The following is a 10063-nucleotide window of genomic DNA, read 5'->3' as shown; positions in this document are numbered from 1 at the left end:
GAGCTTGGTGTCGAGCTGGAGCGCGGTGACGAACTCCGGCGTGCCGGCGACCTTGAAGTCCATGTCACCGAACGCGTCCTCGGCACCGAGGATGTCGGTCAGCGTCACGTACTGGGTCTTGCCGTCGACCTCGTCGGAGATCAGGCCCATCGCGATGCCGGCCACCGGCGCCTTGAGCGGCACACCGGCCGACAGCAGCGCCAGCGTCGAGGCGCAGACCGACCCCATCGAGGTCGAGCCGTTGGAGCCGAGCGCCTCGGAGACCTGCCGGATGGCGTACGGGAACTCCTCGCGCGACGGCAGCACCGGCAGCAGCGCCCGCTCGGCCAGCGCGCCGTGGCCGATCTCCCGCCGCTTCGGCGAGCCGACCCGGCCGGTCTCCCCGGTCGAGTACGGCGGGAAGTTGTAGTTGTGCATGTAACGCTTGCGGTTCTCCGGGGAGAGGGTGTCCACCATCTGCTCCATGCGCAGCATGTTCAGCGTGGTGACACCGAGGATCTGGGTCTCGCCCCGCTCGAACAGCGCGGAACCGTGCACCCGGGGCAGCACGCCGACCTCGGCGGTGAGCGGCCGGATGTCGCGCGGCCCCCGGCCGTCGATGCGGACCTGCTCGCGCAGCACCCGGTTGCGGACCTCGGACTTGGTCAGCGAACGGAAGGCGGCGGAGAGTTCCTTCTCCCGGCCCTCGAACCGACCGGTCAGCTCCTCGGCGACCTTGGCCTTGACCCGGTCCAGGGCCTCCTCACGGTCGGCCTTGCCGGCGATCTGCAGCGCCTCGGCCACCTCGGCGCGGACCAGCTCGGCCACCGCCTGGTAGACGTCGTCCTGGTAGTCGAGGAAGACCGGGAACTCGGTGACCGGCTTCGCGGCCACCTCGGCCAGCTCGCTCTGCGCCCGGCACAGCTCGCGGATGGCCGGCTTCGCGGCCTCCAGGCCGCTGGCGACGATCTCCTCGGTCGGGGCGGTCGCACCGCCCGCGATCAGGGTCACCGCGTGCGGGGTCGCCTCGGCCTCGACCATCATGATCGCGACGTCGCCGTCCTCGAGGGCCCGGCCGGCCACCACCATGTCGAAGGTGGCCCGGGCCAACTCCTCCAGGGTCGGGAACGCCACCCACTGGCCCTCGACGTGGGCCACCCGGGTCGCCCCGATCGGGCCGGAGAACGGCAGGCCGGACAGCTTCGTCGACATCGAGGCCGCGTTGATGGCGACCACGTCGTACGGGTGCTGCGGGTCGAGCGCGAGGACGGTCTCGACGACCTGGACCTCGTTGCGCAGGCCCTTGACGAACGACGGGCGCAGCGGCCGGTCGATCAGCCGGCAGGTGAGGATCGCGTCCTCGCTGGGCCGGCCCTCACGGCGGAAGAACGAGCCGGGGATGCGGCCCGCGGCGTACATCCGCTCCTCGACGTCGACGGTCAGCGGGAAGAAGTCGAACTGCTCCTTCGGGTGCTTACCGGCGGTGGTGGCGGAGAGGACGACCGTCTCGCCGAGCTGGGCGATGACGGAGCCGGCGGCCTGGCGGGCCAGCCGGCCGGTGGAGAAGGTGATCTCACGGGTGCCGAAGGACCCGTTGTCGATCACGGCGGTGCGGGATTCGGTGCCGAGGTTGGTCTCGGTCATGTGCTGCGGTACTCCTTCGCGTCGTGGGCCCCACGACACCGGAGCTGCTCAGACGGCCGGTCTTCGATCGAAGCGCCCGGGTGGCCGGCATGATGCCGGGATGCCCGGGGGCCACTACCGGAGACCGGTACGCTGACCGGCTCCCTCTCGGGTGGTCGCGCGGCCCTCTTCTTCTGGTGGTGCCGAGCGGGGGAGCGACCCGGTGGCGGCTCCCCCGTCACGTCATCGGCGCAGGCCGAGCCGCTCGATCAGCGACCGGTAGCGGTTGATGTCCTTCTTCTGGACGTAGTTGAGCAGCCGACGGCGCCGACCGACCAGCAGCAGCAGCCCACGGCGGCTGTGGTGGTCGTGCTTGTGCACCTTCAGGTGCTCGGTCAGCTCCGCGATCCGCTTGGTGAGGACCGCGACCTGGACCTCCGGCGAACCGGTGTCGCCCTCGGCGGTCGCGTACTCCGTGCGGATCTTGGCCTTGGCTTCCTGGTCGAGCGCCATGTTCTCCCTGTTTCGGTGGGTTGACAACTGGTGTCCGTCGTTCGGGTCCGCGTGGACCGGAGACGGACGAACCTCGCACCCGCGGCGTCGTGCAGGCACGCGAGGCCCCGCGTCGGTCATCCGACGTCACCGCCACACTACCAGCCCGTCGCGGAACCGCCCGGTCAAGCCCCACGCGGCGGGCGTCGGCGGCCCGTCCACCCCGCCCGCCGGGCCGGTCAGGCGACCGCCAGCCGGGTCCGCGCGACGTCCTCGGCCATCTGCGCCAGCAGCGGCTCGATCGCGTCGTACCGGATCTGGCCGCGCAGGTGGGCGGCGAAGTCGAGGGCGACCTGCTCGCCGTACAGGTCGCCGGCGAAGTCCAGCACGTGCGCCTCGACCCGGCGCTCCCGACCGGCGAACGTCGGGTTGGTGCCGATCGAGATGGCCGCCGGCAGCCGCTCGATGCCCCCGCGTACCAGCCAGCCGGCGTACACCCCGTCGGCGGGCACCGCCGCGTGCGGCGGGCAGCGCAGGTTGGCGGTGGGGAAACCCAGCTCCCGGCCGCGCTGGTCGCCCAGCACCACCACCCCCTCGAGGCGGTGCGGCCGGCCGAGCACGACGGTCGCCGCCGCCACGTCCCCGGCCTCGATCCGGGCCCGGACGTACGTCGAGGAGAAGACCGTGCCGTCGGCGGCGACCAGCGGGGCGTTCTCCACCGCGAAGCCGTAGGTGCGGCCGAGATGTTCGAGCAGTGCCACGTTCCCGGCGGCCCGGTGCCCGAACCGGAAGTTGTCCCCCACCACGACCAGCGCCGCGTGCAGGTGTTCGACCAGGATGTCGTGCACGAACGCCTCGGCCGGCAGCCGGGACAGCTCGGCGGTGAACGGCACCACGCACAACACGTCGACCCCGAGCGCCTCGATCAGCTCCGCCTTGCGGATGGGCTCGGTGAGCACGGCCGGGTGCGCGCCCGGGCGGACCACCTCGGCCGGGTGCGGGTCGAAGGTCACCACCACCGACCGTACGCCCAGCTCACGGGCCCGTGCCACGGCGTGTCCGATGGTCGCCTGGTGCCCCCGGTGCACGCCGTCGAAGACGCCGATGGTGACGACCGACCGCCCCCAGTCACCGGGTGCCGCCTCGTACCCCCGCCACCGCTGCATGCCGCTCCTTCCCTGCTCCGCCGCTGACCGGCTCACACCCGTACCCACCGCCGCCGGTCGTGCCGGCCGTCGTCCCCGCACCCGTCCCCGCTGTGCCGTCCGGCCGTGCCGGCCGACGGCCCGGTCAGGCCGGGGCGAGCACGATCTCCGCGCGGGCCCGGCCGTCCCGCTCGCTGACGATAGCGATCAGGCCGCCGTCCGGTCCGAAGACGGCGTACGGTCCGGCGATGCCCACCGGGTCCAGCGGGCCGCCGTGGGAGAGCACCTTCGCCTCGTCGGCGCTGGCCTGCCGACGGGAGAAGTACCTGTCGGCGGCGGTGTCGAGGGGCAGGGTGACCACCTCGGGCGCGCGCTGCTCCAGCGTCGCGAGGGTCGCCGACTCGGCCAGGGTGAAACTGCCCACAGCGGTACGCCGCAGCGCGGTGAGGTGTCCGCCGACGCCGAGCGCCAGGCCCGCGTCCCGGGCCAGCGCCCGGATGTACGTCCCCGACGAGCAGTCGACGTCGATGTCCACGTCGACCACGTCCGGGGTGTCCCGGCGGATCGCCGACACGTCGAGCCGGGAGACGGTGACCCGGCGGGCGGGCAGCTCGACCTGCTCACCGTCCCGGACCCGCTTGTACGCCCGCTCCCCGTTGATTTTGATGGCGCTCACCGCGCTGGGCACCTGGTCGATCTCACCGGTCAACGGCACGAACGCGGCCCGGATCGCGGCGTCGGTCAGCGCACCGGCAGGCGTGGTCCCGATCACGTCGCCCTCGGCGTCGTCGGTGACCGTGGACTGGCCGAGCCGGACCGTCGCGGTGTAGCTCTTGCCCGCCCCGATCACGTACGTCAGCAACCGGGTGGCCCGGCCGACCCCGATCACCAGCACCCCGGTCGCCATCGGGTCGAGGGTGCCGCCGTGCCCGACCCGGCGGGTGCGGGCCAACCGGCGGATGCGCGCCACCACGTCGTGCGACGTCATGCCGCCGGGCTTGTCGACCACGATCAGACCGTCACCGTTCACGACCGCCAAGCCTGCCAGACGGGTCCACCCCGCCCGCCACCGCACGGCACATCGCGCGCCGTCGGACCCGGCGCCTCACGCGGGTCCCTGCCCGCCGACCACCGTACGGTCGGACGGGTCGCCCCCGGTGGCTGCTCAGCGCACCGCGCCGACCACCGCCCACCTGCCGGACCGCAGCCGCAGCAGCACGCCGACGAGGCGGATCACCACGAGCAGGGTGAGGCCGGCCCAGATGCCGCCCAGACCGAGGTCGAACGCGTAGGAGAGCCAGATCGCCGGCAGGAAGCCGCCGACCGCCGCGACCACTGTCAGGTTGCGCAGGTAGCGGATGTCGCCGGCACCGATGAGCACACCGTCGAGGGCGAACACCACCCCGGCGAACGGCTGCATCGCCACGAACCAGGGCCACGCCACCATCGCCTGCCCGCGTACCTCGGGATCGGAGCTGAACAGGGACGGCACGACGCCGGACCCGGCAGCGATCAGCACCGCGAAGGCCACCCCGCACACGCCGCCGAGCAGCGCGAACCGGCGGGCCAGGGCGCGCGCACCGGCGGCGTCGCCCGCGCCCAGCGTCGCGCCGATCAACGCCTGCGCGGCGATCGCCAACGCGTCGAGCAGCAGCGCGGTGAAGAACCACAGTTGCAGCGCGATCTGGTGGGCCCCCACGGCGGCGGCACCGAACCGGGCGGCGACGGCGGTGGCGGACAGGAAGCTGGCCTGGAAGGCGAGCCCCCGGATGAGCAGGTCCCGGCTGAGCACCAACTGCTGGCGGATCAGCGCCGGTCGGGGCCGCACGCCCACCCGCTCCCGCAGCAACGCCCCCACGAACAGGGCACCCGAGACGGTCTGGGCGATCGCGTTGGCCACCGCCGAACCGGTCACCCCGAGTCCGGCGGGGTAGACCAGCAGGGGGCAGAGCAGCGCGGAAAGCAGGTTCGGCCCGAGCACGAACAGCAGCGGGCGGCGGGTGTCCTGGATGCCGCGCAGCCAGCCGTTGCCGGCGGCGGCCAGCAGCAGCCCGGGCGCGCCGAGGGCCGCGATCCGCAGCCACTGCCCGGCGGTGTCGGCCACCTCGCCACCGCCACCGGCGAGGGTACGCGCCAGCGCGTCACCGCCGAACTGCATGCCGACGGCCACCAGTACGCCCACCCCGAACGCCAGCCAGGACGCCTGGACACCCTCGGCCAGCGCCGCAGCCCGGTCACCGGCACCGAACCGGCGGGCCGCCCGCCCCGTGATGCCGTACGCCAGCACGGTGCCGAGCCAGGCGGTGAGCGTCAGCACCGTGCCGCCGACGGCGAGGGCGGCCAGCGGGACCCGGCCCAGGTGCCCCACGACGGCGGTGTCGACCAGCACGTAGAGCGGTTCGGCCGCGAGCACCACCAGGGCGGGCAGGGCGAGCGCGGCGATCCGGCGCGGCGAGGCGAGCGCGGTGGCGGTGGCGGTGGACTGGCTCATCGCCGCCGATCCTGGCACGCCTGCGGTAAGGGACGCAAGCCTAGGCATCGCTTACCGAGCGAGGGCCGATGGAAGCCGTCCGGCGAGGGACACGATCGCGGGGACGAGATCCGCGCGGGTGGCGGAGAGTGGGTGAGGTGGGGTGCTTCGGCCGAGCCGGCCGGACTCAGCGGGGGTGGGGTGTGTCCGACCCTGCCTGGACGGCCGATCCCACCGGCACACCGAGGCAGGCCGAGCCGACCGGGCTGAGGTCGGCCGCCGCGCCGAGCCGACCGGGCCGGGGCAGGCTGGGGCGCGCCCGACTGAGGAAGGCCGAGCCGATCGGGCCGGGGCGGGCCCGGCTGACGGGTATCGGCCCATCACCGCAGGTCAAACACGACCCGGTCGAACGATCTCTGGAGACGCTCTCACCCGGCCTGTCGAACACGGCTCGGGCCGGGCGACCTCCGGGCACGGCTCGGCGGAGCCGGTCGAACCCGGCTCGGAGCGAGCCGCCCTCGTACACCGCCGGACCGGATGGACACGGCTCGGCTCGGTCCGGCTCGGCCGTGCCGAACGCGTCCGGAGCCGGGGACGGTAGGGCTGAGCGCAACCGGGTGCCGAGGGCGGACCGGACGGGCGGCAGGCCAGGCCCGGCCACGCAACCGGGCGGCCACGGCCTGTGGCCGGGGGCGGGATCGCGGCCGGCGGCGGGATCGCGGCCGGGGGCAGGAACGCGGCCAGGCGGGGTCAAGCTGAAAAGCGGTCGGTGCCGGACCGGGCCGATGCCCGGGGTGGGACGGCCCGGAGCATGCGTTACGGCCGGGCCGGGCCGCGCCTGGGGGTAGCGAGCCCGACCAGCGGCGGGACGACGGGTCGGTGCCGAGTCCGGTGGGGTGGGTGAAACGAGCCGGGCGGGGCCGGACCGCGCACGACCACCGGAGCCAGGCTGAGTCGGAACTCAGCCGGGCAGCGGGGTCATCGCCGGTGCGGCAGGGTCACTGGCGGGTGTCCATCGAGGTCTGCAACGCGCGGCGCATCTGCTCGCGGGCCTCGTCGGTGGTCTCGGTCTTGGGCTTGGTCGCCATGGCGGTGTCCTTCCAGGGTGCGGACCACCGAACAGGTGGCCCGGACGGGCGGTCCTGCTGAGCGCCGGGAAGGCGGCCCGGGATCACCGGAGCGGCTCGCCTGGCAGCGTGAGCCCGGGTCGGTCAGACCCTGGAGGGAGGCGGCACCGGGTGTGGCGCCACCGCCCGCGACCTGCGTCGCGGCGCGACGTCGGCCTCTCCCAAGTTAACGTTTACTTTCCACATGCTGCCCACTCTTCCCGTCATCTGGACGGGCCTGGCAAGCATCCCGAGAGCAGCCCAGACCGACCTGCACGCATCGACACGGGTCGCGCATCACCCGGACCCCGCCGGGGTTCCCCGTGACCCGTGGGATCGAGCAGGCCTATACCGGCCACGAGACGGCACCGCTGAACCGGCCGGCCCAGGCACGGGACACCCAGGCAGGCTGTGGGCGCGGAACCCAGCCGGGCCGGCACGGAAACGGGCGAGCCGGGGCAGAGCCCAGCCGGGCCGGCACGGAAACGGGCAAGCAGGGGCAGAACCCGGGCGAGCCGGCGCGAAAACCGGGCAAGCCGGCGCGGGAACCGGGCGAGCGGAGCCGGCGGGCCAGACAAGGCAAGGCAGGGCCCGTGCCACCCGGTGGCGCGGGCCAGGTCGGGCGGGCAGAGCGGACACGGGCCGGGTGACCTACCGGAGTGGGATCGCCGGGCAGGTCCGCGTCGCCGCTCCTGCCGGGCCCGCAGCGGCCGTCACCCGACGGTGGAAGCGGTCAGCGGGCCAGGAAGTGCCAGCCGAGCCACCACCAGAACCCGAACACGCCGATCCGGCCTACCGGCACCGGACCGACCTCGTACCGCATGACGTAGGCGCAGACGTCGCCCAGTGACGGAATCCGGGAACCTTCCCGGCGGGCGGCCCACTCCACGGCCGCGAAGAGCACCAGCGAGGCGAGGAAGCCGCTGATGGCGAGGGTGCGCATCATCGCCGTACCAGCCCCCAGAACGCGGCCAGCCAGGCGAACCAGGCCGCCGAGCGGACCAGTTCGTCCTCCAGCAGCGGATCGGCCAGGCGGGAGAAGGTGGGGAACTCGTCGCCGACCGCCATGACGAAGGTGGCCCCTTCGAGCACCCCGAACAGCGCGGCCGGGAGCAGCCACCAGACGGTGCCCCGGCCCAGCCGGCGCGGTGCCGGCCGACGTTGCACCCGGTTGCCGAGGCCGAGCCAGATCAGTGCGCCGCCGGTGCCCAGCGTCCAGATGTTGGCCTGTGCCGAGAACGACGGGAACTGCCCACCGACCAGGGAGAGGCAGGCCAGCACCGGCACGGTGACCACCGGCCTGTCCCAGGCGCGGGAGACGTCCACGGCGATCTCGTGCGGCTGCTCCATCGTCCGATTCTCCCCGGGGTCACCGTGTGCGGGAAGACCGACACCCGTCGGCGTCGGCGGGGTCACCGGTCAGCGCACCGGCCAACTCCGCCCTGATGAGGGCGATGACCTGCTCGGCGTCGCCTGCTCCGGTGAAACCGGCGGCGAAGCGGTGACCTCCGCCACCCAGCGCCACCGCCACCGCGCTGACGTCGACGGCACCCTTACTGCGCATCGACACCGCCCACTCGGCCGGCCCGACCTGCTTGAGCACGCACGCGACGTCCGCCTCGGCGGTGCAGCGGACCGAATCGATAAGCGACTCCAGCACGTACGGCTGCTGGTCGTGCCGGGCCAGGTCGTCGAGGGTGGCGTCGGTCCAGACCAGGCCGTGGCCGGCGGCGGCCTCAGGTTCGAGCCGGGCCCGACCCAGCACCTCGCCGAAGAGCCGGACCGCGCCGAACGGCCGGGTGTCGAAGACCTGGCGGGAGATGTCCCCGGGGTGCAGGCCGGTGGCGAGCAGCCGGGCGGCGAGCCGGTGCACCTCGGGGGTGGTGGCCGCGAACCGGAACGAGCCGGTGTCCGTGGTCAACGCGACGTAGAGGCCCGTCGCGATCTCGGCGTCCAGCGGCACGTCGAGCCGGGAGAGCAACTGCTCGGCGACGACCGAGGTCGCCGCCGCTGTCGGATCGACCAGATGTACCGCGCCGAAGCCGGTGTTCGAGGCGTGGTGGTCGAGAACGATCGAGGTGCCGGCGGTGTCGAGCCGGTCGACCAGGTCACCGAGCCGCGACTCGCTCGCGGCGTCGAAACAGACCACCAGATCCGGATCCGGGTACGCCTCGGCCGCCGGCACCAGCAGATCGAGCCCCGGCAGCCAGCGGAACGGCTCCGGCACCCCGGGCGGCCCCGGGAAGGTGGCCTGCAACCGGCGTACGCCGAGCCGGCGCAGCCCCAGCCCGAAGCCGAGCATGCTGCCCAGCGCGTCGCCGTCCGGGTTGACGTGACAGATCAGCAGCACCCGGGCATCGGCCGGCAGACCGCGTACCGCTGCGACGGCGGCGGCCCAGTCGTCCTCGCCGGGGCCGGCGGACGGCGACCCGGTACGGAGCTGGTCGGCCGTGCCCGGGGCGGCCGTCACCGCCGGTCCGTGGCGGACGTGTCGGTGGTGGCGTCGTCGTCCGCCTCGTCGTCCTCGTCGTCGACCCGGTACGGCTGGGCGTCGCCCGCGTACTTGGCCTGGGCGGCCAGCCGCTGCACCTCGGCGTCGGCGTGCCGGGCCTGGGCGAGCAGGTCGTCGATCTGCTTGACCTGGTCCTGCACGTCGTCGAGGACGAAGGTCAGGGAGGGCGAGTGGCGCAGCCCGAGGGCCTTGCCGACGGTGCTGCGCAGCATGCCCTTGGCGCTCTCCAGCGCGGCGGCGGTGCTGGCCTGCGCCGTCGCGTCACCGAGGACGGTGTAGAAGACGGTGGCGTCGCGCAGGTCGGCGGTGATCCGGGCGTCGGTGATGGTGATCATCCCGAGCCGGGGGTCCTTGATCTGGCTCCGCACCACCGAGGCGACCAGTTCGCGAATCCGCTCGGCGTGCCGGCGAACCTTGGCCGGATCAGTCATGTCCCCCACCTCCAGGGCGTTCCTTCCGCGGCTGGAGCGGCGACGCGGGCGTCACCGGGACCAACCACCCAACACCTCGAACACTACCCGCGCGCCACCCCCACCCGCCCGCCCCCACCCCGCCCCACCACCCCGCACTCCCGCCTCCCCCACGTCCCACCCAGCCCCGACCCTGCCTCACCCCGCCCCGCCCCGGTGATCAAGAAGTTTGCGTCAAGTGATCAAGAGGTTCGCGTCAACCTGAAGATCGAAGCTGACGCAAACCACTTGATCAACGCGAACAGGCGGGGCGGGGAGGGGCGTGG

The 10063-nt window shown here is 73.6% G+C and carries 9 protein-coding genes; all 9 read right to left on the bottom strand.

Going from position 1 to position 10063, the window contains the following annotated elements; genetic code table 11:
* On the bottom strand, positions 1-1623 hold a 1623-nt coding region (locus ACOJTC_RS21955), incomplete at its 3' end, for a polyribonucleotide nucleotidyltransferase (RefSeq protein ID WP_420118286.1).
* A gap of 222 nt (positions 1624-1845) precedes the next feature.
* Positions 1846-2115, bottom strand: coding sequence for a 30S ribosomal protein S15 (gene rpsO, locus ACOJTC_RS21950; RefSeq protein WP_109804764.1), 270 nt, complete (start codon positions 2113-2115; stop codon positions 1846-1848).
* A 218-nt stretch (positions 2116-2333) separates the two neighbouring features.
* Complete coding sequence (locus ACOJTC_RS21945; protein WP_420118285.1) at positions 2334-3260, bottom strand: bifunctional riboflavin kinase/FAD synthetase; 927 nt, start codon at positions 3258-3260, stop codon at positions 2334-2336.
* 124 nt (positions 3261-3384) lie between these two features.
* Positions 3385-4269 (bottom strand): tRNA pseudouridine(55) synthase TruB, encoded by an 885-nt coding sequence (gene truB, locus ACOJTC_RS21940; protein WP_204923891.1) that lies wholly within the window; start codon positions 4267-4269, stop codon positions 3385-3387.
* A 135-nt stretch (positions 4270-4404) separates the two neighbouring features.
* On the bottom strand, positions 4405-5730 hold the full coding sequence (locus tag ACOJTC_RS21935; RefSeq protein ID WP_420118284.1) for an MATE family efflux transporter: 1326 nt from the start codon (positions 5728-5730) through the stop codon (positions 4405-4407).
* Between the two features lie 1818 nt (positions 5731-7548).
* Entirely contained in the window at positions 7549-7758 is a 210-nt protein-coding gene (locus tag ACOJTC_RS21930) for a DUF6186 family protein (protein ID WP_194822111.1), read from the bottom strand.
* The gene (locus tag ACOJTC_RS21925) at positions 7758-8165 is read right to left on the bottom strand and encodes a hypothetical protein (RefSeq protein ID WP_145918420.1); all 408 of its coding nucleotides are present in this window, start codon (positions 8163-8165) and stop codon (positions 7758-7760) included. The genes ACOJTC_RS21930 and ACOJTC_RS21925 overlap by 1 nt, the downstream gene beginning before the upstream one ends.
* A gap of 19 nt (positions 8166-8184) precedes the next feature.
* Complete coding sequence (locus tag ACOJTC_RS21920; protein ID WP_420118283.1) at positions 8185-9285, bottom strand: DHH family phosphoesterase; 1101 nt, start codon at positions 9283-9285, stop codon at positions 8185-8187.
* Positions 9282-9758, bottom strand: coding sequence for a 30S ribosome-binding factor RbfA (gene rbfA / locus ACOJTC_RS21915; RefSeq protein ID WP_204923888.1), 477 nt, complete (start codon positions 9756-9758; stop codon positions 9282-9284). The genes ACOJTC_RS21920 and rbfA overlap by 4 nt, the downstream gene beginning before the upstream one ends.
* Positions 9759-10063: the final 305 nt, after the last annotated feature.

Source organism: Micromonospora sp., from assembly GCF_048594385.1.
In the GTDB taxonomy this organism is placed as follows: domain Bacteria; phylum Actinomycetota; class Actinomycetes; order Mycobacteriales; family Micromonosporaceae; genus Micromonospora; species Micromonospora wenchangensis.
This window is presented reverse-complemented; position numbering and strand designations above follow the sequence as displayed.

What these genes read in the sequence shown, in the direction of transcription:
- rpsO (WP_109804764.1), bottom strand. Translation starts at nt 2,115, where the DNA reads ATGGCGCTCGACCAGGAAGCCAAGGCCAAGATCCGCACGGAGTACGCG.
- ACOJTC_RS21945 (WP_420118285.1), bottom strand. Translation starts at nt 3,260, where the DNA reads ATGCAGCGGTGGCGGGGGTACGAGGCGGCACCCGGTGACTGGGGGCGG.
- ACOJTC_RS21935 (WP_420118284.1), bottom strand. Translation starts at nt 5,730, where the DNA reads ATGAGCCAGTCCACCGCCACCGCCACCGCGCTCGCCTCGCCGCGCCGG.
- ACOJTC_RS21930 (WP_194822111.1), bottom strand. Translation starts at nt 7,758, where the DNA reads ATGCGCACCCTCGCCATCAGCGGCTTCCTCGCCTCGCTGGTGCTCTTC.
- ACOJTC_RS21925 (WP_145918420.1), bottom strand. Translation starts at nt 8,165, where the DNA reads ATGGAGCAGCCGCACGAGATCGCCGTGGACGTCTCCCGCGCCTGGGAC.
- rbfA (WP_204923888.1), bottom strand. Translation starts at nt 9,758, where the DNA reads ATGACTGATCCGGCCAAGGTTCGCCGGCACGCCGAGCGGATTCGCGAA.